The 25,287-nt window shown below is 44.2% G+C and carries 17 protein-coding genes and 1 pseudogene; 11 read left to right on the top strand and 7 right to left on the bottom strand.

Annotated features, from left to right (window positions below):
* Window positions 1–890: 890 nt before the first annotated feature.
* From HC246_RS18380 to HC246_RS18405, 6 genes are all read right to left on the bottom strand, one after another.
* Entirely contained in the window at window positions 891–2,342 is a 1,452-nt protein-coding gene (locus tag HC246_RS18380) for a WGR domain-containing protein (RefSeq protein ID WP_169364900.1), read from the bottom strand.
* Between the two features lie 171 nt (window positions 2,343–2,513).
* Complete coding sequence (locus HC246_RS18385) at window positions 2,514–3,149, bottom strand: MotA/TolQ/ExbB proton channel family protein (RefSeq protein WP_169364901.1); 636 nt, start codon at window positions 3,147–3,149, stop codon at window positions 2,514–2,516.
* Window positions 3,142–3,525, bottom strand: coding sequence for a 30S ribosome-binding factor RbfA (gene rbfA / locus HC246_RS18390; RefSeq protein ID WP_169364902.1), 384 nt, complete (start codon window positions 3,523–3,525; stop codon window positions 3,142–3,144). The genes HC246_RS18385 and rbfA overlap by 8 nt, the downstream gene beginning before the upstream one ends.
* Window positions 3,526–3,641: 116 nt before the next feature.
* Window positions 3,642–3,938 (bottom strand): DUF6464 family protein, encoded by a 297-nt coding sequence (locus HC246_RS18395; RefSeq protein WP_169364903.1) that lies wholly within the window; start codon window positions 3,936–3,938, stop codon window positions 3,642–3,644.
* A gap of 129 nt (window positions 3,939–4,067) precedes the next feature.
* Window positions 4,068–4,271 (bottom strand): DUF751 family protein, encoded by a 204-nt coding sequence (locus HC246_RS18400; protein ID WP_169364904.1) that lies wholly within the window; start codon window positions 4,269–4,271, stop codon window positions 4,068–4,070.
* A gap of 153 nt (window positions 4,272–4,424) precedes the next feature.
* Entirely contained in the window at window positions 4,425–5,156 is a 732-nt protein-coding gene (locus HC246_RS18405) for a DUF4337 domain-containing protein (RefSeq protein WP_169364905.1), read from the bottom strand.
* Window positions 5,157–5,470: 314 nt separating this feature from the next.
* Between HC246_RS18405 and HC246_RS18410 the strand changes: the two genes are divergently transcribed.
* The 7 genes and pseudogenes from HC246_RS18410 (at window position 5,471) to HC246_RS18440 (ending at window position 14,275) form a co-directional block, all read left to right on the top strand.
* A complete protein-coding gene (locus HC246_RS18410) occupies window positions 5,471–8,716 on the top strand; it encodes a CHAT domain-containing protein (protein ID WP_169364906.1) in 3,246 nt (1,081 codons plus the stop codon).
* A 281-nt stretch (window positions 8,717–8,997) separates the two neighbouring features.
* Window positions 8,998–9,192 (top strand): element excision factor XisH family protein, encoded by a 195-nt coding sequence (locus HC246_RS18415; RefSeq protein WP_225903047.1) that lies wholly within the window; start codon window positions 8,998–9,000, stop codon window positions 9,190–9,192.
* Window positions 9,180–9,511: pseudogene (locus HC246_RS27020) on the top strand (element excision factor XisI family protein). The gene HC246_RS18415 and the pseudogene HC246_RS27020 overlap by 13 nt, the downstream one beginning before the upstream one ends.
* 34 nt (window positions 9,512–9,545) lie before the next feature.
* Window positions 9,546–9,779 carry a DUF433 domain-containing protein gene (locus tag HC246_RS18425; protein WP_169364908.1) on the top strand — a complete coding sequence of 78 codons (234 nt, stop codon included), beginning with the start codon at window positions 9,546–9,548 and terminating at the stop codon, window positions 9,777–9,779.
* Window positions 9,780–9,818: 39 nt separating this feature from the next.
* Window positions 9,819–10,151, top strand: coding sequence for a DUF433 domain-containing protein (locus HC246_RS18430; protein ID WP_169364909.1), 333 nt, complete (start codon window positions 9,819–9,821; stop codon window positions 10,149–10,151).
* Window positions 10,123–10,458 (top strand): DUF5615 family PIN-like protein, encoded by a 336-nt coding sequence (locus tag HC246_RS18435; protein WP_169364910.1) that lies wholly within the window; start codon window positions 10,123–10,125, stop codon window positions 10,456–10,458. Before HC246_RS18430 ends, HC246_RS18435 begins: the two co-directional genes overlap by 29 nt.
* Before the next feature lie 97 nt (window positions 10,459–10,555).
* Window positions 10,556–14,275 (top strand): leucine-rich repeat domain-containing protein, encoded by a 3,720-nt coding sequence (locus tag HC246_RS18440; protein WP_169364911.1) that lies wholly within the window; start codon window positions 10,556–10,558, stop codon window positions 14,273–14,275.
* Window positions 14,276–14,308: 33 nt separating this feature from the next.
* Here HC246_RS18440 and HC246_RS18445 read toward each other — a convergent pair whose 3' ends face one another.
* Window positions 14,309–14,986 carry a DsbA family oxidoreductase gene (locus HC246_RS18445; protein ID WP_169364912.1) on the bottom strand — a complete coding sequence of 226 codons (678 nt, stop codon included), beginning with the start codon at window positions 14,984–14,986 and terminating at the stop codon, window positions 14,309–14,311.
* 632 nt (window positions 14,987–15,618) lie between these two features.
* On the opposite strand from HC246_RS18445, the gene gcvP reads away from it, so the two are divergent.
* The 4 genes from gcvP (at window position 15,619) to rpoC1 (ending at window position 25,231) form a co-directional block, all read left to right on the top strand.
* The gene (gene gcvP, locus HC246_RS18450) at window positions 15,619–18,603 is read left to right on the top strand and encodes an aminomethyl-transferring glycine dehydrogenase (protein ID WP_169364913.1); all 2,985 of its coding nucleotides are present in this window, start codon (window positions 15,619–15,621) and stop codon (window positions 18,601–18,603) included.
* A 50-nt stretch (window positions 18,604–18,653) separates the two neighbouring features.
* The gene (gene rppA, locus HC246_RS18455; RefSeq protein ID WP_169364914.1) at window positions 18,654–19,349 is read left to right on the top strand and encodes a two-component system response regulator RppA; all 696 of its coding nucleotides are present in this window, start codon (window positions 18,654–18,656) and stop codon (window positions 19,347–19,349) included.
* Between the two features lie 398 nt (window positions 19,350–19,747).
* On the top strand, window positions 19,748–23,050 hold the full coding sequence (rpoB, locus tag HC246_RS18460) for a DNA-directed RNA polymerase subunit beta (protein WP_169364915.1): 3,303 nt from the start codon (window positions 19,748–19,750) through the stop codon (window positions 23,048–23,050).
* Between the two features lie 144 nt (window positions 23,051–23,194).
* A complete protein-coding gene (gene rpoC1, locus HC246_RS18465) occupies window positions 23,195–25,231 on the top strand; it encodes a DNA-directed RNA polymerase subunit gamma (RefSeq protein ID WP_169364916.1) in 2,037 nt (678 codons plus the stop codon).
* Window positions 25,232–25,287: the final 56 nt, after the last annotated feature.

Consider the following 25,287-nt stretch of genomic DNA (forward strand, 5'->3'; position numbering starts at 1 on the left):
GTGGCATAAGTCCATAACAACTTACCAGTTGCGATCGCATAGGCGGCGACTCCCTGATGGTTTCCCCGATACAGAGCATAGTCATCGGACTGCAAGAACCAAGAATGTCCACTGGCTACCTGTTGTTGCCATTGCACTTGTAATTGATGATTAAGCTGCGTAATTCTGCCATATACATCGCTAATATGTAAGCGATCGCCATAACTATCTAGTCCATAGATCAGAAAGTCATACCAAAGAGAAACCGCTTCGGAACGACAGTTATACACAACTTGGGGCAACTTCCCAATTAGATTGTAGAGATTGCCATCATCACAGGTAGCATAGATCCCCTGTGAATTTCCCGTCAGACAGCGTGTCGTCTTGGGTAGTTGCCAACGATTATGGATCTGTCCATCGGGCGCAAAAGTCAAAATCAGACCATCACGGTTTCCTGTCCAGATCGTTTGCTCATCTGCCCATAAAGCCCATGTGCCAACTTTCCAACTTCCCTTTTCATTGGGAGGTGTATATTCCCATAATGGATTTAGAGCTTTAGGTAAGGGTGGCTTATCCCTCCTCATGTTATAGCCGATCGCTTTCCCTTCGATATAAAATAAGGGACGGATATGTAGCCAATCTGCGTCGTTAAAGCAGCGATCGTAATGGTAGCTAGAGGGACTTTCTATACAATAAAACTGTAAATAGTCCAATTCAGGAAAATCCTTGATATTCACCAATGAATCTCGACCTTCGGTCGAACCATAGTCATATTCAAAAGCTCTACGGGATTCGTTAGGATGTGGACAGAACATAACACCAGCTAATCCGCCCGTAGTCACTGATTCTAAAATTAGAGCCTTGGGAACTCGATGGATGAAATAAGACATACGCGCACCTCTCAATTGTGGTTAACTTTCATAGCGCTTAATATCACCATAGACCCGATAGAAGCCTCCTCTTGCTGCTTCTCTTAATTCCTGTACCCAATATTTCGCTCCCTCTTCACGAATGTCACGAGGAAACTGCACAAACCAGTCTGAATGATATCCTTCCGAAATAGCATGGATTTTGAGTTCACTCCCTTTCCGAATACATTCGACAATTACACCTTGCGATGATTGATGATCGGCGGTGCGAGTAGTTTCTAGAGGGGTATTCACGACCACAGCGTGGGGAAGATTACTCGTGTTCGTTTGTCGCACTTGAGGAACTTGTCCCTGTTGAGCAGAGGTGATCGCATTTTGGGAAGCATCCATACAGGCTAATACGCCATCGGTTGTCACCAGATAGAGCCGATCATCGAGAAACTGCATGGATAGGGCTGAGCCACAACCTGTGCCTAATTTCCATAGTCGCTTGCCTGAGGCGGCGAAACAGTAGATTGCGGAGGAGTTATCGCCTGCAAAGACATAGTTTCCATTGGGCGAAGTGGCACAGCAATAGACCGAGGCATCGCAGCTATAAATCTGTTGTACATTACCCTGTGTATCCATGCGATAGAGCTTCTTCGCAGAAGTGCCTGCATAGACTCCGCTATGATCTAGCCAACCAAATAAAACCATGCCCTCCGTTGATTGATGCCATAGTTGTCGTCCCGCTTGCAAGTCATAGGCAGTGACTCCGCCGCTATGTCCATGATAGATATTTTGGCGATCGCAACGTACCATCCAGCCTGCTTGCCCTTGGCTAAGGCGCGTCCATTGCTCGCCTGTAGGTTCGATTTTGACGATCGCCCCATTGGCATCAGAAACTGCTAATGTGCCATCGCAAATATCGAGCCAGTAAATATCAATCTGGGAGTCAATTTCATAGGCAAGTCGAGGAAATTTACCACTGAGATCATAGACATTGCCATCATCACAGCCTACATAAATCCACATATCATCGGCAACAATGCACTTTACCCCGTCGGGTAGTTGGTATTGGTTATTTACTTTTCCCTCATGGTCGAGGTTAAATACTTGTCCTGCTTGATTGCCTAACCAGCAGCGATCGCGATCAATAAAAATCCCAAAGGCGGCTGAGTTGGCGCGAAATGACCATAAAATCGGGGCGCGACTAGTGACGGTGGCAGGCGTACTCTCAATGGATCGCAAGGTAGGCGATCGCTTTTTACGTGCGCCCATGACCGCAGGGGCATAGCCCTTATGGATTTTCTCATTGATTTTTTTGGCGGCTTCTTTCTGCGCTTTTTCGGTAGTGGGATAGGCTTTAGTTTGCTGCTGCCCTTTATCGCCAATCCTGCCATAGCGAATCTTGACTTCTACGCCTTCAACAATAACTTCATAAAACTTATGTGCGCCCTGATCGCCTTCTGACAGTTCCAGATAGGTGATGTTGTCTGGAGTATTTGCATCCATACCGTCCCACTCTGCAATTTCACGATGTAATAGTTAGTCTGTCCTATCAACTAACCGTAAAAGTATTTGCATTACAAATCTTGAAAATACAACCGCCAAATCAGTTATTGAGCTAACTGTTCTTTTCCGTTAATCACTAAACAAAAAAGGGTTCGCAATGCGAACCCTTTTTTATGAATGAGATTTATTTTGTTGCCAATGTTGGCGATAGATTAGCTCTAGCTGATTGCCAAACTTCATAAATAGTTTGGCTTGCTGATCTTGAAAGGCTAGAAATAGACGGTGAAATGCAGAAGTGAAAATTGCAATGATTAAACCTGTCGCAGTTGTAATTAGAGCCTCACCGATACCTTGAGTTAGCGATCCCGACTTTGTATTCGCCGCAACATCACCAATTTTGAGAGAACCAAAAGAGATGATTAATCCTGTCACCGTTCCTAACAGACCTAACAAAGGTGCAAGAGTAATCGCCGCTTCTAGGAGCTTTTCACCCTTGAGCATTCCTGCTAACTCCTCATCAGCAGAGCTTTCAAGGGCTAAACGGAATAATTCAGGATCAGGATCTTCTAGGGCTAAAGGAGCATAGAGAAAGCGTCCAACGGGAACCTTAAGCGAGTTTTCAGCTAATTGAGCCGCTAATTTTAAATCTTGACGCGCGATCGCCAAAATATTTTCTCCAGTCTGTTTCTCCAGCCGCAGGATGCCAAACCAAAAAATTAGGCGTTCCATGATCCCCGCTAAGGCAAATATTGATAGAGCCACAAGTGGGTACATGACAGCCCCACCTGCCTTAAATAACTCAATCACTTAACTTAGACTCCTTCTCTTCACGTTCTCGACTTAGTTGATTAATCAGCGACAAGACCTTGACACCACGTTCAAAGGAACGATCCTCATGGAAGACTACTTCAGGAACACGACGTAATGCTAATCTTTGCCCCACTTCACGCTTAATGTAGCCTGTTGCCGAAGCTAGAGCCTCCATAGTTTGCTGACGGGCTTCCTCAGTGCCATAGATGCTGACAAAAATTTTCACATGTTGGAGATCGCCCGACAGTTCTGCATCGGTAACACTGACCATGCCCATACCTACGCGATCGTCTTTAATATCTTTCAGCAACATATTGCTGACTTCTCGTTTAATTAATTCGGCGACACGAGCAACTCGTCTTGTAGTAGCCATAGATTTACATTTACACAGTAAAGTTTGATTTTGTGTTAGGAGTGATAACACTTTGCATCACCCATCCTAACCTTGACAATTGATGATGACAGGTCAACCTTGCCAGATTGACCTCATCATAGGCTTTCGTAATAGCGACAGTCTTGACAGGGACCACTAGGATTCACAGCACAACGGATGTAAGGCGATCGCGCATTGTACTTACAGCTAACTTTGCCAATCACATAGCCATATCCCTCAATGCAAATCATATCGGCGGGAGGTAACGCTTTGAGGCTAGCGGCTGGGGGAATAATGGGAGTATTGATTTGCCGATTTGTTTGCGTGTAAGTGACTTGAGCGCGATGGAGCATCCATAACGATAGGATTGGCGGCGCTATACCGAGCAATAAAATGATTACGATGTCTAACATAGTGGTTAACATGTCCAACACGTTGATATTTCAAGATGCTGCAAATTAGCGCATTGAACTTCAAGCAGCTTTTTTAGTTTTCATTTTGCTTAAGGCAAATATGGCTTAGACAAAATGAAAACTAATTTACTAAGCTACGTCCAGTCCTAGCATAGCTCTTAATACTAGGGACACACCAATAAATCCACTAACTAGAGCCGTAAGCATTGCGATCGCTGTTACAGGTTTTTTGAACAAAGGAATAATCGGTGCAATGACGATAGACAGAACTCCGCCAGTGATGAGAGCTAAGAATTTAGGATAGCGGAGTAGATTGAGGATAAAGTTTTTCATATATTACTTAATTTATTACTTAATCAATATTTAATTACTATAGAACTTACGCAATGCTAACGAATTTACTGGGTTTTGGTTAGATGAGGCGCGGGCTTTGCCCGCGCCTCATCTAACCGATGCGTAAGTCCTATGCTACTTAGAATTTTAGGATTAATGTAGACGATAGGAAATGTCGTTATTAAGTTTGGAAGCCTGCTTATGGGGTTGGTGAATTGCATTATTTGACAAAAGCTTGGTCATCGCATCTGGATGATAATCCCAGTTAAGCAAACCTGCTAGTCCCATAAACAACCCAAAGGCAGCAGGAACCATGGCAGCACCGTAGAGCCAATTCTTTTGGGTAAGCGAGGTCATTGCTAGCATGGCGATCGAAAGGGCAAAGGCAGCCTCAGACAGGTCAAACTGGTCATCATGAACATTTAGCTGTTCATATTGCTTTTCCGCCTCTTTAGCCTGTTGTTCTAGTCCATCCTTTTCTTTTTCCTGTTTAGCCGCGATCGCTTCGTACCGAGTAATTTCTTTTGCGTAGTCAGCACGGATTTTGGGTTGTTGCTGTGCTTCAGCCTGTAATTTCAACTGAGCAACGGTGGATTTGGCGATCTCAGCTCGGACATTGCGCGCTTGATAAAAAGACCATGTGTCAATGCGATCGGCTTGAGCCTTTTGCATAGCCTGCACTACGTTGTCACTTTTGACTTTACATATACCCATGAAAGTGACAAACACAACTACAGTAATCGCTACATAGTTATTGAGTTGACTCTTTTTTGGTTTTTGCTCTTTATGGGGATCGTTAGACTTGGGGGATTTGTCATGATCTCCCGATTCTTCGTGATCATCATTATGCTCTTCAATAACTTCAGAAATATCCGATATTTCCATAACTTTTGGCTGTATTCTCCTATCGCAATGTTTGTTAAATTTAGATTATATAGTAGTCCTAAATCATTTGAGGCTTTTGGGGGGCGTGGAAGCGCACCTCGGACGTGCTTTCACAACCCATTTAGGATTGGTATACAGCGCTTTTTAAGCAAGCGCGGTATAGAGGTTTGGTTTCTCCGCCGAAGTCAGGGAAACAAAGCCGCACTTTAGACCGACAACATAATGGGTCATTTAGCAGGATGTAATGGCTTCACACTACTAATGTATAAAGTCTGATTTAGAAATTTATGCTCCAGAAAATATCTATAGGATCTATGCAAGGGAAATCTATTGGCGATCGCCTATCCGTGACTATCTTGGGGATGGGTCTACTTTTAGGGGATCTAGGTTTAAATCCTGTTCATGCGTTACCAACATTAGGCAATAGCAATCATCAGCTTGTAGCGGCAGAAACCAATACTGACAATGCTAAGCCAAGTGCTACGTCAACGGATTTGCTCCTTCAAAAAGCAGAAAAACTATTCGATCAGGGCAAGTTTCAGGAATCTTTGCAGCAATATCAACAGGTTCTCAATATCTATCGACAACAGGGCGATCGCTTAGGGGAGGCGATTGCTCTTACGGGGATTGGGATGACACAGGTGAGCTTAAGACAGGAAACCGCCGCGATCGCTAGTTTACAGAAAGCATTGATGCTCCTCCAAGCTCCTGCTTCTAATTTAAGTAATAATGACAAACAGCTTTATCGCAAAGCAGAAGGGGAAACAAAATATCAATTGGGGCGAGCCTATATCAATTTGGAACAATATGCGAAGTCTTTGCCATTGCTGGAGGAATCCTTAAAAATTCGCCAAGAAGTAGGCGATCGCTATCGAGAGGGTAAGACCCTTGCGAGTATTGGTATTATCTATGTTAAGAAGTATGAATTTCCTCGCTCAGTTGAATATTTTGAGAATGGACTCAAAATCAGCATCGCCGAAAAGAATCGGGCATCGGAAGGACAAATTCTCTTTTACTTAGCTTCTATCTATAGCTTGTTAGGACAAAAGGAGAAAGCCTTAGCCTTGGCTCGCCAGAGTGGAAGTGCCTATCAAGCCTTGGGCAGCCCTTTAGGGCAAGCCAACGCCTTAAATCTAGAAGGTAATATTTTGAGCTTGTCGTTGGAATATAAACAGGTTGCTCAACTTAATCTCCAAGCTTTAGAACTTGTCCGACAAGTAGGAGATCGCCCCCGTGAAGCCGAGATTTTGAGCGCTGTTGCCACGGCATATCGGAATCTAGGTACATATCCTCAAGCGATCGAGTTCTATGTGCAATCTCAAAAGATATATCAGGAGCTAGGCGATCGCGCTGGACAAGGCATGATTCTCAAGAATATTGCTGATGTGCGTCTTGCCCAAGGTCTGAATCGTGAAGCTTTGACAACCTACGAACAGGCAAGAGCAATTTATGAAGATCTGACTAAGGTTGCTAATGTCAAACCTAGCGATCGCCAAACTCTTGCGGGAATTTTGATTGGGCAAGGTAGTCTCTATACTTCCTTTAGCGAATATCCCAAAGCCATCACGACTTTAAAGGAAGCACAAGCTCTGTATCAATCCCTAGGAGATCGGCAGGGTAAAGTGGTCGCATCTCTTTATCTGGCACAGGTATATTTGCAATTAGAAGATCGCGAAAAAATTAGCGATATTTTAAAAGAGTTACCTGAATTAACGAAAAACTCTCCCCAACTGCGACAGATGGCAGAGTCTTTGGTGGGACTTGCCAATAACAATTCATTAAAATCCACGAATCCCCAAACACAATTAAAGTCTGTTCTGAGTCTATTGGAGTTTTTTAAACAATCAGGCGATCGCAAATCAGAAGCTGCCATGCTTTTACAAGCTAGTGGTTTATACTTTGAACTCAAGCAAATCGATAAGACAATCATATTCAATCAACAGGCTTTAGATATCTATCGTGAAATTGGCGATCGCTCTGGGGCGGCTGACGCTCTTTATCAACTCGGCTTAAGCTATGCCCTATCGAATCGTGTTGACAAGGCATTTGTATCATTTCAGGCAGCTTTGCTCTTTGCCCGTGAAGTCGGCAATCGCAACCAAGAGAGTAAACTACTGGGCAATATTGGGGCTTTAATACAAAGGCAATATCCCGAACTAGCGATCGCCTTTTACAAACAATCGGTAAATGTGACGGAAGCGATTCGCAAAGAACTGCGGGTACTGACCATTGATCAGCAAAAGTCCTATCAACGCACAGTGGCAGCTAATTATCGCGCTTTAGCTGATCTCCTATTGAAACAAGGGCGAGTTATGGAAGGATTGCAGGTTCTTGATCTACTTAAAGTCCAAGAGCTACAAGACTATTTGCAAAATGTTAAAGGCAATGAGAGAACCGCTCAGGGTATTTATGTTTTTCCTGAAGAAGCATCACAAATTAAAGCGATCTCTTCACAGCCTCTCATCTCTCTGCAACCATTAATTGATGGCAATCAGCGAATCGTTCAAGAATTAGGTCGTATTCCCCCAACAGAGTTAAATCGTGTTCCCGACTATTTGCAAAAGCTCCCTCAAGGTCATGCGCTACTTTATCCGCTCATTTTAGCTAATCGCTTAGAACTAATTCTATTCATCCCGAATAAGCTGCCAATTCATCGCTCTATTGCAATTAAAGAATCCGAAATATCTGAATTAGTGCAGGATTTTAAAGTGGGACTGCGCGATGCTACCTCACTAGATGTGATTGAACCTGCTACGAAACTCTACAACATTCTGATCAAACCAATTGAAGCGGATCTTGCCCAAACTAATACAATTCTCTATGCCCCTGACGGACAACTGCGCTATGTTCCTATTACAGCGCTTTATGATGGTCAAAAATGGCTGGTAGAGAAGTATAGTGTCAATAATCTGATTGCCTATAGCCTTAGTGATTTTACGCCCAAACCACCTAAGCCTTTGCGAACTTTGGCAGGTGCTTTCGGTGGTGCTCCCAATAGCACCAAGTTTGGACAGGTAGGGCTACCTGCTACGGTTACGGAAGTACAAGCAATTTCCTCCACCTTGCCTGACACCGTGCAGTTGGTCGCCAATGACTTTAGTCGCAAAGCCACCGAAGCCCAAATGCAAACGAGAAATGTTGTTCACTTCGCTACCCATGCTGAGTTCAATGCTGGGAAGCCCGAAAATTCATTTCTCATCTTTGGTAATGGCGATCGCCTCTTGCTCAATGAAATCAAAGATTTACCAATGTCAAATGTTGAGTTAATCGTCCTCAGTGCCTGTCAAACAGGTGTGGGTGCTCTCGGCAATGGTATTGAAATTTTGGGCTTTGGCTATCAGGTGCAAAGGGCGGGCGCAAAAGCTGCGATCGCTTCTCTCTGGCAGGTGAGTGATGAGGGTACACAATCCTTAATGCAGGAGTTTTATCAACATATCAAGCAAAGTGGTCAGTCCCGTTCTGAATCGCTGCGCCAAGCACAATTAGCAACTATTCGCTCTAAGGATTTCTCTCACCCCTATTTCTGGTCAGCTTTTATCCTAATTAGTAATGGCTTATAAGTAGGTTATTGGAATTATCGCTATAGCAATCCTAGATGGCTTGTGGAAGTGCATCTTTTCGGGGCGCACTTCCACAAACTCAAAAATCTACAAATGGAGGATATTATGGCGGTGTTGTCCTATGTGGCTCGTCGGTCTGATGATGTAGAGGTCGCTTTGGTTTCAGCTTGACAGTATAGACGATCACCTATCTAAAAAATATGGCTAGATTAAGTATGCAGGAGAATTCAGAGAATGACGGTATTAGAGAAAGTATCATTCTATAAGAATTCAATATTTGATTGATACTAAATCTCAACTATCGTCTATTAATGCAGGGACAGTATCCAGAATACACACTGTATTTGGCTATTCCATTAAGTGCTTATGATTCTTTTTTTCAATTACCTTTTGTACAAACTACAATTGAACAGTATCAGCTAAAACTAGTAGTTTATATGCCAGAGCAGCAGGAGATTATAAAATGGCAAAACTAGATGAGTATCGCCAAAAGATTCAAGATTTGCTGACAGAATTGGCAAGTTATAGTTCGGCAAATGGTGAGGTTGAGTCGCAGTTAATTTTTTAGAACGCGACCATTATCAATTAGTCCATGTTGGTTGGCGCAATCATCGTCGTATCTACGGCTGTGTAGTACATTTAGATATCAAGGATGGCAAGATCTGGGTGCAACATAATGGAACGGAATTTGATATTTCTCTTAGGCTTGCGGAGATGGGAATTCCTAAACAGAATATTGTTAATGGTTTTCATTCAAGTTATATGCGCCAGTTTACGGATTTTGCAGTTGGATAAAGTATACTAATACGCTTTCAGAGCCTGCTAAACTATGAAACATTTATCACGAATTACCTTTGATTCTCAAGTGATGGGTGGTAAGCCTTGCATTCGTGGAATGCGGGTAACTGTGGGTACATTGGTTGGACTATTGGCGGTTGGACATTCGGTTGAAGAAATTTTAAATGCTTATCCTTATTTAGAGAAAGAGGATATTATGGCGGCGTTGTCCTATGCGGCTTGGCGGTCTGAGGAGGTTGAGGTTGCTTTGGTGTTGGCACAATAAAAAAGCTTGTAAAATATTACAAAGTCAAGATAAAAAATAATGAAAGTTACACTCGATCGCTATATTGAGATTACGCCTGATATTCGTGGAGGTAAGCCGCGCATTGCTGGTAGACGTATTACGGTTGCAGATGTGGCGATCGCTTATTTACGATTAGGACAATCGCTTGAAGAGGTGGCGGCGGAGTACGATCTCACTTTGTCGGAAGTGTATGCGGCGATGTCATTTTATTATGATAACAAAGTGGCGATCGATGAGAGCATTCAAGCTTCAGAGACATTTGCAGATTCGCTACGTCCGATTTATCCTTCTCTTTTGCAAGAAAAAATCAAGGTGTTAAAGAATGTCAGAACGAATTCGTTACCATCTTGATGAAAACGTCAGCTTTGCGATCGCTCAAGGATTAAGACGTGCAGGGATTGATGTAACTATTCCACGCGAAGTAGGTTTGATTGGCAAAAGTGATATGGAGCATTTGGTATTTGCGAATGCTGAGAAGAGGGTTCTGCTTACCCATGATGATGATTTGTTAGTTTTGGCGCATCGTGGCTGTGAGCATTATGGAATTACTTATTGTCGTAAAGAGGCAAGATCTACAGGTCAGATTATCCGACTGCTGATCTTGCTTTATGAGGTTGCGTTAGCTGATGAAATGAAGGGGAAAATCGAGTATTTATAACCCTTTTGCATTTTTGAGCAATAACCACTATAAATTTAGTCAATAACATCAAAATCAAATCTTTTTCTTTTTTCCTTTTTAATTTTTCCTTGAATTTATGACTGATGCAGAGTTATTGGCAATAATCGCACAAGCAGAACGTGAGGGCTGGACGGAACTGGATCTGTCGGGGAATGACCTGTTTGAGTTGCCTGCGGAAATTGGGAAGTTGTCAAAACTGGAGAGCTTAATTTTAGGAAAGAAGATTGAAGGGCTTGAACTTGTAGGAGATCGCGTTCTGCAACAAGTTTCTGGCAACAAATTTAAAACACTTCCCATTGAACTATTGAATTTGCCTAATTTGCGAAAGTTGGACATTAGTGGCAATCCTTTAGAGCGCATTCCCGATGTAGTAACACAAATACTACGTTTAGAAGAGCTTGTTTTAATTCGAGTAGAGCTAACTGAAATTCCCGATGCGATCAGCAACTTAGCCAATCTCACTCAGCTTTACCTCAGTGACAACCAAATTACGCAGATACCAGATGCGATCAGCAACTTAGCCAATCTCACTCAGCTTTACCTCAGTTCCAACCAAATTACGCAGATACCAGATGCGATCAGCAACTTAGCCAATCTCACTCAGCTTTACCTCAGTTCCAACCAAATTACGCAGATACCAGATGCGATCAGCAACTTAGCCAATCTCACTCAGCTTTACCTCAGTTCCAACCAAATTACGCAGATACCAGATGCAATCAGCAACTTAGCCAATCTCACTCAGCTTTACCTCCGTTCCAACCAAATTACGCAGATACCAGATGCGATCAGCAACTTAGCCAATCTCACTCAGCTTGACCTCCGTTACAACCAAATTACGCAGATACCAGATGCGATCAGCAACTTAGCCAATCTCACTCAGCTTGACCTCCGTTACAACCAAATTACGCAGATACCAGATGCGATCAGCAACTTAGCCAATCTCACTCAGCTTTACCTCAGTTCCAACCAAATTACGCAGATACCAGATGCGATCAGCAACTTAGCCAATCTCACTCAGCTTTACCTCAGTTCCAACCAAATTACGCAGATACCAGATGCGATCAGCAACTTAGCCAATCTCACTCAGCTTTACCTCAGTTCCAACCAAATTACGCAGATACCAGATGCGATCAGCAACTTAGCCAATCTCACTCAGCTTTACCTCAGTTCCAACCAAATTACGCAGATACCAGATGCGATCAGCAACTTAGCCAATCTCACTCAGCTTGACCTCCGTTCCAACCAAATTACGCAGATACCAGATGCGATCAGCAACTTAGCCAATCTCACTCAGCTTGACCTCCGTTCCAACCAAATTACGCAGATACCAGATGCGATCAGCAACTTAGCCAATCTCACTCAGCTTTACCTCAGTTCCAACCAAATTACGCAGATACCAGATGCGATCAGCAACTTAGCCAATCTCACTCAGCTTTACCTCAGTTCCAACCAAATTACGCAGATACCAGATGCGATCAGCAACTTAGCCAATCTCACTCAGCTTGACCTCAGTTCCAACCCCTTACCAATCCCACCCGAAATTCTCAATGACTATGAAAACCCTGCCACAATTATTAATTATTGGCAAAAATGGAAACAGAGCGAACGGAAGCCTCTGAATGAAGCAAAAGTAATCTTAATCGGACATGGCGCAGTCGGCAAAACCTCACTGGTGCGACAATTGATCGATCGCGACTTCAAACCTGATGAAACCAAAACCGAAGGCATTGATATCAGACATTGGCAAATATCCGCCCGTGAAGAAACAGTCAAGCTCAGAGTTTGGGACTTTGGTGGACAGGAAATCATGCACGCCACCCATCAGTTCTTTTTGACCGAGCGCAGCCTCTATCTCTTAGTACTCAATGCCCGCAAAGACGAAGGCAACAACGATGTCGAATATTGGCTAAAAATTATTGAGAGCTTCGGCAAAGATGCCCCCGTCCTGATTATTGCCAACAAAAGCGACGAACATCCCCTCAAACTCAACCGCCGCCACTTGCAAGAGAAATATCCCAACATTCAAGGCTTTTTTGAAACCTCCTGCAAAACAGGGCTAGGCATTGACGATCTTCGCAAGGCGATCGCCCAACAAATCGCCGCAATGGATCATGTGTTTAATGAACTACCCCAGCAATGGTTTCGCCTCAAAGAACAAATCGAACAGGACAACCGCGACCATATCAGCTATGCCGAATACGAATGTATTTGCAACGATCAAGAAATTAGCGATCGCCAAGAACGCCGCGACCTGATTCGACTCCTGCACCTACTAGGCATCGTTCTCAACTTCGCCGACGATACCAGACTCCAAGACACCAGCGTTCTCAATCCCGAATGGGTCACAGGCGGCGTATATCGTATTCTCAATGACAATCTGCTGATCACCAAACATAAGGGAATGCTGAACTGGCAAGACCTCACCCGCATCCTCACACCCAAAAATAAAGGCGATCGCAATTGTTATCAAGAAAACCGCGATCGGCAATTCATTCTCGATATGATGCAAAAATTCGAGCTGTGTTTCCCACTCGATTCCAATTCTCAAAATCCCATTTATCTAATTCCCGAACTCCTTGACGAAGAAGAACCCGACACAGGTATATGGGAAAATACTCTCAACCTTGAATATCACTACAAAATCCTGTTTAGCAGTGTCATTTCCCGCTTCATCGTCAAAATGCATCACTGCATCTCTAAACGCACCTACTGGCGCACTGGCGTAATTCTCGCTTTCCCCGAAGGCAATCGCGCCTACATCAAAGCCGATCTCGCCGATGCGAAAATCTTTATCCGCATTGATGGCAATCCCAACACGCGCCGATCCTCCCTCGCCGCCATTCGCAACAATTTTGAATCGATCCATCACAGCATCTCGGCACTAGAAGTCGATGAGCGCGTTCCCTTACCAGATAATCCCAAGGTCAGTATCAGTTACAAACATCTGCTCAAGTTAGAATCGAGAGGCGAGATAAATTATTTCCCTGAAGGTAGCGATCGAGCTTACAACATCCGTGAATTACTTGATGGCATTAGTAGTATTGAAGAAAGGCGATCGCGAGATGAGAAAGCTGAAAGACGAGGAGATACCTATAATAATTTCTACGCACCAACAGGACAGGTAATAGCTGGCAATCTGAAAACCCAAGGGAAAAATACTGGGATACAAAACAATACCCTCAATCCAAATGTAGACCCTGAAACATCACAAAGCAGCACGGTAAAAAGTGAATCTAAACCCATGAAAACGATCCTCATGCTTGCCGCCAATCCTCAAAACTCCGTCTCTTTGAGACTGCAACAAGAAGAACGCGACATCAAAGAACGCTTGCGTCTCGCAGGTTATGGCACAGAACCCATCAAAACTGCTGTGGCTGTTCGTCCTAGAGATATCCAGCAAGCCATGCTAGACTTCAAACCCCAAATCATTCATTTCTCTGGGCATGGAGCCAATGAAGATGGATTAGTATTTGAAGACATCGATGGAAAATTCAAATTAATTGAAGGAGAAGACTTAGCCGAACTCTTCGATCTATTTAGCGATCGCATTGAATGCGTTGTCCTCAATGCCTGCTACAGCGAAACCCAAGCCGAAGCAATCCGCCAAAACATCAAATATGTAATTGGCATGAATCAAGCTATTGGCGATCGGGCAGCTATTGAGTTTGCCGTTAGATTTTATGCCGCGATCGGAGCAGGAGAACCTTATGAATTTGCCTTTAAACTAGGTTGCAACGCGATTCGCTTAGCAGGAATTAAGGAATATGCGACTCCACAATTTTTGAAGAAAGGGTAAAAGAGCATAAATGTAGGATGGTTTAGCGATCGCCTAACACCAAGACTGCTCATCAGGAGGATTGTGTAACAACTCGCGAATATTTGCCTCAATCACCCGATAGCCGACATTCCCATTTAGCCTTTGTCTGCCCTCATTAAAAATTAACGTCGGACTGACATTAATCGTATGCTCCTTCACCAAATCAAAATCTTTAGATAGTAACGCATACGCTTCACCACTATCGATTTGCGCTTGAATCATTTTCTTTTTTAGTCCTAGTTGTTTGGCGATCGCAAACTGTACCTTGCGATCGCTAATATCCTCTAGCTTAGTAAAAAATGCCTCGCGAAATGCTCTAATAGCCCTTTCAAAAATGCGATCAGATTGCGGAATGATGCCCTTAAGTTCGAGAAGTTGAATCGCATGGAGAAATAAGTGACAAGATGTTGAAGAAGCAGGCGTTACGGCTGTCCAGATTTCGGGATGTAGATGGATATGATCAAACTTTTTCACAACCTCCTTCACATGATTGCTATAGCCCTGTAAACCACCCTTATCTCGCCAGCGATTTTCCAGCTTTTCACGGGCATTCCCAAATATGGAAATAAAGTGATAGTCGATAGAAATCTTGTCTGTAAAATTAGCTTCTAGTTCATCAATACGAATTTGGGCGATATATGCCCAAATACAAAGTACATCAGAGAAATAAGAGATACGAATTGGTTCCATCGAGTTGTAGTGAGTTAGGAATTTTTTATATAGTAGCTCTAAGAAATCATTTAAGAATTACTTTCTGCGGTCAAAACCTCTAAGAGATCCCCCTCAATCCCCCTTAAAAAGGAGGAAGAAGGAAATTCTCCCCCTTAAAAAGGGGGATCTAGACAATGTTTAGTTGATTCATCTTAAGCCATGAAAAAATTTATCTTGATTTCAACTATTCTGCTTGTTTCGTTAACTATAGTTCTCTACGTTGATCAGAACGAGCAGAATAATAAGATAAAACTTCTGACAGTTCAAGCGAGGAAACTTGAGATGGAGTTCTCTCAAATCGAAAGTATTCCATCTCGATCATTTTGTAAATATGGTGGGTATATGCGGTTTCAAGATAATTACTTAAATCTGAGTCGCGATTTAGGAAAGCTCGATGATCGCTGGATTTATGCCAAAAAAGTTACCCTTCAAAACCTCGTTAACAGAATTAAAGGATTCACTCAGGAACTGTCAATTAAATGTGCAAGGTACTAGATGTGAGTAACTTGAGGGGCAAGCTTAATGTTAAGCATCTCTAAAAAATAGAGATGCTTAACACTTTGTAATATTTTTGTAATAGCATAGAAATATCTACACAAGTTACAAAATCTATGTTGGAACCTTCGCTTACCGTGACAACCCAAGATTCTTCGATCGCAGAAACCACAGAAACCAAAGAATTGAGGGTTCCAGCCTTTTCAAGCAATGCTAAGCATAATGACTATCTAGCAGATTGCCTCATTAATGATGCACTTGCACCCACTGATAGCTTTGTTCGTCGTCATATTGGCGCAACATCCACAGAAATTCAGCAGATGCTCACGGCGATCGGTTGTGACTCCCTTGATGAAATGATTGATAAGACCGTGCCTGCGGCGATCAGAATCAAGCAACCATCACAACTAGGGGAAGCACGCGGGGAATATGAACTGTTACAAGAATTGAAGGCGATCGCATCGAAAAATCAAGTTTGGCGATCGTATATCGGTACTGGCTATTACAACTGCATCACGCCACCGATTATTCAACGCAATATTTTGGAAAATCCGGGGTGGTATACGCAATATACGCCTTACCAAGCGGAGATTGCTCAAGGTCGCTTGGAAGCTTTGCTCAATTTCCAAACCATGATTATCGACTTGACGGGTTTAGAAATTGCCAATGCTTCGCTTTTAGATGAAGGAACGGCGGCGGCGGAAGCGATGACAATGGCGGCGGGAATTGCTAAGAACAAGGGGAACAGGTTCTTTGTATCCAGTGATTGCCATCCACAGACGATCGCAGTCGTCAAAACCCGTGCAATTCCCTTGGGGATTGAAGTAGTGATTGCCAAGCATGACGAATTTGAATTTGACAAGAATTACTTTGGAGCTTTATTTCAATATCCTGCTAGTGATGGCGCAATCTATGACTACACAGAGGTTATTTCACAAATCCATACTCAAGGCGGTTTAGCGATTATTGCTGCTGATTTATTAGCGCTCACATTGATTAAATCTCCTGCGGAATTGGGGGCGGATATTGCGATCGGTAGCGCTCAGAGATTTGGCGTTCCCTTTGGTTATGGAGGTCCTCACGCTGCTTACATGGCAACTAAGGAAGCCTACAAGAGACAAATGCCCGGACGCTTAGTAGGAGTTTCTAAGGATGTGCATGGTCGTCCTGCACTGCGCCTAGCCTTGCAAACCCGCGAGCAACATATCCGCCGTGATAAGGCAACTAGCAATATTTGTACGGCGCAAGTATTGCTGGCAATCATGGCTAGTATGTATGCAGTTTATCACGGTGCAGAGGGATTAAAACGGATTGCGAAGCGTGTCAATCTTTTAGCTGTATGTCTTGCCCAAGAGATCGCCGATCTCGGTCACACAGTTACACATCAAGCTTTCTTCGATACAATTCGCATTGAGCTAAAGGGAATCTCTAGCGATGAGATTAAAGCTAGCGCCGCCGCTAAACAAATTAATTTACGGTATTTAGCAGACAATGCGATCGCCATCAGTCTCGATGAAACCGTCTCTAAACAAGATTTAGCCGACCTCATCGAAATTTTTGCCAACAAAAAAATAACCAATCCCCAATTCCCAATCCCCAATTCCCAATCCCCAATTCCCAATCCCCTAGTTCGTACTTCCTCCTACCTCACTCATCCCACATTCAATTCCTACCATTCCGAATCAGAACTACTGCGATATATCTATCGTCTGCAATCGAAGGATTTATCGCTGACTACATCGATGATTCCCCTGGGTTCCTGTACGATGAAGCTCAATGCGACTTCGGAGATGCTTCCTGTGACATGGGCAGAATTTGGCAATATTCATCCCTTCGTGCCATTGGAGCAAACCCAAGGCTATCAGATTCTATTTCAACAATTGGAAACTTGGCTTGAGGAAATCACAGGCTTTGCGGGTGTGTCACTTCAACCTAACGCTGGATCTCAGGGTGAGTATGCAGGTTTACTCACAATTCGTGCCTACCATCAACATTGTGGACAACTCAATCGCCATATTTGCCTAATTCCGACTTCGGCACATGGGACTAATCCTGCGAGTGCAGTCATGGCAGGAATGAAGGTTGTGACTGTCAATTGCGATCGCGACGGCAATATTGATGTCGATGACCTCAAGGCAAAAGCAGAGAAACATCAGCATGAACTCGCAGCCCTGATGGTGACTTATCCTTCCACTCATGGCGTATTTGAGGAATCGATTAAGGATATTTGCCATATCGTTCATTATTACGGTGGACAGGTATATATGGATGGCGCGAATATGAATGCTCAAGTCGGTCTCTGTCGTCCGGGAGATATCGGTGCGGATGTGTGCCATTTGAATCTGCACAAGACTTTCTGCATTCCTCATGGTGGTGGTGGTCCCGGAATGGGCCCCATTTGTGTGGCTTCGCAGTTAGTTCCATTTTTACCAAAGCATCCTTTGGAAGAAATGGCAGAACCCAATACGATCGCGGCGGCTCCTTGGGGTAGTGCGAGTATTCTCACAATTTCATGGGTATATATCGCTTTGATGGGTGCAAAAGGCTTAAAACTGGCGACCGAAGTGGCGATTCTCAATGCCAACTATATGGCTCAACGCCTTGCGCCCCACTATCCGATTCTCTATACAGGCAAAAATGGTTTAGTTGCCCATGAATGTATTATTGACCTCCATGATTGCAAGAATATTGCAGGAATCGAGGTGGATGATATTGCCAAACGGTTGATGGACTATGGCTTCCATGCGCCGACGGTTTCTTGGCCAGTGGCAGGAACGATGATGATCGAACCTACGGAAAGTGAATCTAAAGCGGAACTCGATCGCTTCTGTGATGCGATGATCGCCATTAAGCAAGAGGTAAATGCGATCGCTTCTGGTGATCTCGACAAGCTAGATAATCCTCTTAAAAATGCACCGCATACTGCCGAAAGTTTACTAGCCAATGACTGGTCACATACCTATAGTCGCCATCAAGCTGCCTATCCTGCCCCTTGGCTGAAGGAACATAAGTTCTGGGCAAGCGTGGGACGCATTGATAATGCCTTTGGCGATCGCAATTTCGTTTGCTCTTGCCTACCCATAGAAGCCTACGAAGCTTAGATATAAAATAAAGTCCTGCCAAAGGCAGGACTTTATTTTAAAAGAAACCTATGCGGATCTTATTGGTGGATGATGAGGAAGAATTGGCGGAACCTTTGCAGAGGGTTTTGACTAATCAGGGCTATGTGGTGGATAGTGCTAATAGTGGCGATCGCGGTTGGGAATTGGCACAGGTTGGCGAATACGATCTGCTGATTTTAGACTGGATGATGCCAGAAAAATCAGGTATTGAAATATGTAGAGATTTGCGCCAAAAAGGGGATAGCACGCCAGTTCTGATGCTCACCGCCAAGGATACCCTTGATGATCGCGTGACTGGTTTAGATAGCGGAGCCGATGACTATTTGGTAAAGCCCTTTGAATTGCGAGAATTATTAGCTAGAGTCCGAGCCTTATTGCGCCGCGCCCCAACTGCTATCGCAGCAACCAGTGAAACTACAAATGAAATTACTAAATTAAGCTATGGGGATTTAGAACTTGATCGCGAAAATCAATTGGTCTATCGCGATCAGGTGGCGATCGCTTTAACCGAAAGAGAATATCAACTTTTAGAATATTTCCTGCTCCATCCCAATCAGTTGCTAAGTCATGAGCAGATTTCACAATATATCTGGAAAGAAGGCGAAGATTTGCCCACTAGTAATGCCCTCGCCGCCCAAATAAAGTTACTACGCCGCAAAATTGATCGTGATCGGCAGATCTCTTTGATCAACACAGTATATGGTAAGGGATATCGTTTTGGTTAAATATTAGACCGCTTGCAGAAATGAAATTAAGCCTATGGAGAGCAAGTTTTAGAACTAGGAAGAGACACTTCAAAGTTATATAAATAGCAGCATCAAAAGCAGCAATCAAATTACAATGTAAGCCAAAACGAGGGCAACCAGCAATTCTCATTATCACTTTTGCTTTGCCCAAACCGTCAAACTATCAACCAAGACATAGGTTTTTCAAGAATCGCTATTGAAATGAGTCTCAATAACTGCCTGCCACCAGAGCAAAGCAAAAATTTCATGATCAAGAATTGCTGTAATCAAATATCATGGCTTGACAATTGGATCGCAACCAAGCTAGGATAATGTGCTTATGTCTTGACCCAAAATCAGATATATACTCCGCCCACTAAAACTGCAGTCATTAGTGCATGAATAAGCCTACTCTTGTTACTCCTGCCTTCGTTCTACCAGATCTTGTAGAAATCCAGCGGGAGAGTTTTCGATGGTTCCTAGAAGAAGGACTTATTGAAGAGCTTGAGAGTTTCTCACCGATTACAGATTATACGGGCAAAATGGAACTCCATTTTATTGCCAAAGATTATAAACTCAAGCGTCCAAAATATAGTGTTGATGAGTCCAAACGTCGGGATGCCACCTATGCCGTACAGATGTACGTTCCCACGAGGCTTATTAATAAAGAAACAGGAGAAATAAAAGAGCAAGAAGTTTTTATTGGCGATCTGCCCCTGATGACAGATCGTGGAACCTTTATTATTAACGGCGCTGAGCGAGTCATCGTCAATCAGATCGTCCGTAGTCCTGGGGTTTATTACAAACAAGAAATCGACAAAAACGGTCGCCGTACCTACAACGCCAGCCTCATTCCCAACCGAGGCGCATGGCTGAAGTTTGAAACTGATAAGAATGATCTTGTCTGGGTGCGTATCGACAAAACTCGTAAACTATCGGCACAGGTATTGCTTAAAGCGATCGGCTTAAGTGATTCCGAAATTTTGGATGCCCTCACTCATCGAGAGTATTTCCAAAAGACCATTGATAAAGAAGGTCAGTTTGACGAAGACGAAGCCCTTAAAGAGCTTTATCGGAAACTACGTCCAGGTGAGCCACCTACAGAGTCTGGTGGTCGTGAACTATTGCGATCGCGCTTCTTCGATCCTAAGCGCTATGACCTCGGCAAAGTTGGACGTTACAAGCTCAACAAGAAACTACGTCTTAATACCCCTGACACCGTGCGGGTATTAACAGAGAAGGACATTCTCACCGCAATTAACTACTTGATTAACCTCAAGTTTGATATCGGCGAAATTGACGACATTGACCACTTAGGCAACCGTCGTGTACGTTCCGTTGGTGAATTGCTACAAAACCAAGTCCGTGTGGGCTTAAACCGTCTTGAAAGAATTATCCGTGAACGGATGACCGTTTCTGATGTTGATGCCCTTACGCCTGCATCATTGGTCAACCCTAAGCCCCTAGTTGCCGCAATCAAGGAATTCTTTGGTTCCAGCCAACTGTCTCAGTTTATGGATCAAACCAATCCTCTTGCTGAGCTTACCCATAAGCGTCGTCTCAGCGCCCTTGGTCCTGGCGGTCTGACTCGTGAACGCGCAGGCTTTGCGGTACGGGATATTCACCCTAGCCACTATGGTCGCATCTGCCCCATCGAAACTCCTGAAGGCCCTAACGCAGGTCTAATTGGTTCCTTGGCAACCCATGCCCGTGTTAACCAGTACGGTTTCATTGAGACTCCTTACTATGCAGTCGAGAACGGCAAGGTACTGAAAAACCAAGAGCCGATCTACATGACAGCCGACGAGGAAGATGAATTCCGTGTTGCTCCTGGTGACGTAGCTACCAATGAAGAAGGCTACATTTTTAACGAAATTGTGCCAATTCGTTACCGTCAGGAATGGGGGACGGCATCTCCTGAAGAAATCGACTATGTAGCAGTTTCTCCCGTACAGATTATTTCAGTAGCAACATCACTAATTCCTTTCCTTGAACATGATGATGCTAACCGCGCCCTGATGGGATCGAACATGCAACGTCAAGCAGTTCCTCTCTTGCGTCCTGAACGTCCCCTAGTTGGTACTGGTCTGGAAGCACAGGCAGCCCGTGACTCAGGGATGGTGATTGTCTCACGAGTTACAGGTGAAGTGTCCTACGTTTCTGCTGATGAAATTCGCGTCAGAGCCGATGATACGGGTATCGAGAGCATCTACCGTCTGCAAAAGTATCAGCGATCGAACCAAGACACTTGCTTAAATCAGCGTCCTCTGGTTTGGGTTGGTGATAGCGTTGTCGCTGGGCAAGTGCTTGCTGATGGCTCCGCAACGGAAGGCGGCGAAATTGCTCTCGGACAGAATATTCTCGTTGCCTATATGCCTTGGGAAGGCTACAACTACGAAGACGCGATCCTAATCAATGAGCGTCTCGTAATTGATGATGTTTACACCTCAATTCATGTTGAAAAATACGAAATTGAAGCGCGTCAAACTAAATTAGGGCCTGAAGAAATCACTCGCGAAATTCCTAACGTTGGTGAAGATTCTCTGCGTAACCTTGATGAACAGGGCATTATCCGCATCGGTGCTTGGGTAAGTTCTGGAGAAATCCTCGTTGGCAAGGTGACACCTAAGGGTGAATCCGATCAGCCTCCTGAAGAAAAACTATTAAGAGCTATCTTTGGTGAAAAGGCACGTGATGTGAGAGATAACTCCTTGCGCGTACCTAACGGTGAAAAGGGTCGCGTTGTTGATGTGCGCGTATTTACTCGCGAACAAGGCGATGAGTTGCCCCCTGGGGCAAACATGGTCGTCCGTGTTTATGTTGCTCAAAAGCGCAAGATTCAAGTCGGCGACAAGATGGCAGGTCGTCACGGTAATAAGGGCATTATTTCTCGAATTTTACCCAAGGAAGATATGCCTTTCTTGCCCGATGGCACTCCCCTCGACATCGTGTTGAACCCTCTGGGTGTACCTTCACGGATGAACGTCGGACAGGTGTTTGAATGCTTGCTCGGTTGGGCTGCGGAAAACTTGAACGCTCGCTTTAAGATCGTACCTTTTGATGAAATGTATGGCGAAGAAGCATCGCGTGAGTTGGTACATGGTCAGCTAGAACACGCTCGTAATCACACTGGCAAGGATTGGGTATTTAATGATGAATTCCCAGGTAAATTGACAGTCTATGATGGACGCACTGGCGAACCCTTCGATCAGCCTGTGACCGTTGGTAAGGCATATATGCTGAAACTGGTTCACCTTGTTGATGACAAGATCCATGCCCGTTCTACTGGTCCTTACTCTCTGGTTACGCAGCAGCCTCTTGGTGGTAAAGCTCAACAGGGTGGTCAGCGTTTTGGAGAAATGGAAGTATGGGCGTTGGAAGCCTTCGGTGCTGCCTATATTCTCCAAGAATTGCTCACGGTCAAGTCTGACGATATGACAGGACGTAACGAAGCCCTCAATGCGATCGTTAAGGGTCATGCAATTCCTCGTCCTGGTACACCTGAATCATTCAAGGTATTGGTACGCGAACTTCAGTCTCTCTGCTTAGATGTGTCAGTTCATAAGCTATCAGAAGATGGCAGTAACCAAGATACCGAAGTTGATCTAATGGTGGATGTTGGCTCTCGCCGCACCCCTAGTCGCCCAACCTACGAGTCAATCTATCGAGGCGACATTAACTTTGATGAGGACGATGATTAGGTTTGAGTTTTAGTGATTATTAATGGGTGATTGGTAATCGGTAATTGGTAATGGGTGAACTAATCAATTCCCAATTACCAATCCCCAATTACCAATACCCAATTAAGAATATAAATACGCAATTAATTAAGGACGTTGTAACGTATGGCGAAAGTGGAACAGCGATTTGACTATGTCAAGATTGGCTTGGCATCACCCGATCGCATTCGTAAATGGGGCGAACGTGTTCTACCAAATGGCAGTTTGGTTGGTGAAGTCACAAAACCTGAAACAATTAACTACCGCACACTCAAGCCAGAAATGGATGGCTTATTCTGTGAGCGCATTTTTGGTCCTGCGAAGGACTGGGAATGTCATTGTGGCAAATATAAACGGGTGCGCCATCGTGGTATTGTTTGCGAGCGCTGTGGTGTAGAAGTTACGGAGTCGCGAGTACGCCGTCACCGCATGGGCTTCATTAAGCTAGCCGCTTCAGTTACCCATGTATGGTATCTCAAGGGTATTCCTAGCTATATGGCAACCCTGCTGGATATGCCTTTGCGCGATGTGGAACAAATTGTTTACTTTAACGCCTACGTTGTCCTCAATCCTGGGATTGAAACTGAGGTAGATGGAGTTGTTGTATCCGTCAATAGCCGTGAAATTCGCATTCGGGGCATTGATGGCGTAGAACGCGCTCACTTATTGCATCCGAAGCATGTACCAACGGTTCATGAGAATCAAGTGGTTGAAGCGGGTGAAGCGATCGCTAGTGCCTACAATCTTTCTTACAAGCAGCTATTGACTGAAGATCAATGGATCGATCTTGAAGATCAAATCTATGCTGAAGATCCTGTTTTAGATGGCATTGAAGTTGGTATTGGTGCTGAAGCAATTAAGCAATTATTGCAAAACATCAATCTTGAAAAAGAAGCTGAGCGACTTCGTACTGATATTGAAAATTCCAAAGGGCAAAAACGCGCCAAGTTAATTAAGCGCTTGCGCGTGGTTGACAACTTTGTGGCAACTGGCTCAAAGCCTGACTGGATGGTACTCGATGTCATTCCTGTAATTCCGCCTGACTTGCGCCCAATGGTGCAGTTGGACGGTGGACGTTTTGCGACTAGCGACTTGAATGATCTTTACCGTCGCGTGATCAACCGTAATAATCGTCTGGCGCGTTTGCAGGAAATTCTCGCTCCTGAAATTATTGTCCGTAATGAAAAGCGGATGTTGCAAGAAGCGGTAGATGCCTTGATCGATAACGGTCGTCGTGGTCGGACTGTGGTTGGCGCAAATAATCGTCCCCTCAAATCTCTCTCTGACATTATCGAAGGTAAGCAAGGTCGTTTCCGTCAAAACTTGCTCGGTAAACGGGTTGACTATTCGGGACGTTCGGTAATCGTCGTTGGTCCTAACCTGAAGATTCACCAATGTGGTCTGCCCAAGGAAATGGCGATCGAGCTATTCCAACCCTTTGTAATTCATCGCTTGATCAAAACGGGCTTGGTGAATAATATCAAGGCTGCGAAAAAGCTAATTCAACGTAATGATCCAGCCGTTTGGGATGTACTCGAAGATGTAATTCGTGAACACCCTGTAATGCTGAACCGCGCTCCGACGCTTCACCGTTTGGGCATTCAAGCTTTTGAACCATTGCTAGTCAGTGGTCGGGCGATTCAACTGCATCCCCTTGTATGTCCTGCCTTTAACGCCGACTTTGACGGTGACCAAATGGCGGTTCACGTCCCCCTATCCATTGAAGCTCAGGCAGAAGCCCGTCTGTTGATGTTGGCTTCTAACAACATTCTCTCGCCTGCAACGGGTCGTCCTATCGTCACACCTAGCCAAGATATGGTTTTGGGTTGTTATTACCTCACTACGGAAAACCCCTATAAGCAAAAGGGAACAGGTCGTTATTTTGCTAATTTCAATGATGTGGTGATGGCTTACGAGCAGGGTGAAATTGATATTCACTCCAGTGTATGGGTGCGCTTTGACGGCATTATTGAAGGTCAAGGTGAGGAAAAAGACACCGAAGACCCAAAGGTCACAACCTTAGAAGATGGTACTAAAGTCAAAGAATTCCCATTCCGTCGTATTCGTGAGGACGCTGAAGGTGGCTTGATTTCACAGTATGTCAAAACTACTCCTGGACGGGTGATTTTCAATCAGGCAATTTATGCATCACTAGCTAGCTAAATGTTAAGAGAAACAGTGCAAAGCACTGTTTCTCTTACAGCATAAAAATTTGAACT

Source organism: Pseudanabaena yagii GIHE-NHR1, from assembly GCF_012863495.1.
GTDB lineage: Bacteria > Cyanobacteriota > Cyanobacteriia > Pseudanabaenales > Pseudanabaenaceae > Pseudanabaena > Pseudanabaena yagii.